The organism is Methylobacterium sp. WL116 (assembly GCF_008039455.1).
In the GTDB taxonomy this organism is placed as follows: domain Bacteria; phylum Pseudomonadota; class Alphaproteobacteria; order Rhizobiales; family Beijerinckiaceae; genus Methylobacterium.
The window spans coordinates 1-468 of the sequence record NZ_VRUV01001143.1 but is presented as its reverse complement, the minus strand read 5'-3'; the positions used below and the strand labels follow the sequence as shown (position 1 = coordinate 468).

At 77.4% G+C, this 468-nt stretch carries 1 protein-coding gene; it reads right to left on the bottom strand.

Annotated elements, in window-relative coordinates; genetic code table 11:
• The coding region (locus FV223_RS29805) for an OPT/YSL family transporter (protein WP_187276315.1) at nt 1–468 on the bottom strand (468 nt) is incomplete at both ends.

Below are 468 nucleotides of genomic sequence, written 5' to 3'. Positions count from 1 at the left end.
ACCCAGGTGATCGGCAGGTCGCGCTCGGCCCGCGGATGGTCCGGGCCGGGCAGCCGCGAGCCGCTGGTCCGGACAGAGGCCAGGGCGGTGGCGATGCTGCCGAGGATCGGGCGGGCGAGCGACCCGACGGTCCAGAGGCCCCCGACCGCGATGATGCCCGCCCCGATCAGGCGAACCTGCCCGGACCACACCGCCTCGGCCATCTCCGACGGCGAGGCGCCCTCCCCCTGCCCGAGCGCGGTCAGCAGCGGCACGGCGACGCCCCAGGCGATCGCGACGCCGGTGAGCAGCGCCAGGCACGCGCCGATCCCGACGAGGTAGCCGACGCCGACGAGCGCCAGGGAGAAGCCAGTGCCGAGGCGGAACACCGCGCTCCCCGCCGCGAGCGTCCCGTGCATCCCCTCGGCCAGCAGCCGGAACCCGGTGGTCGCGAGCCCGATCGCGCCCGCGCCGGCGGCTGCGCCGAGG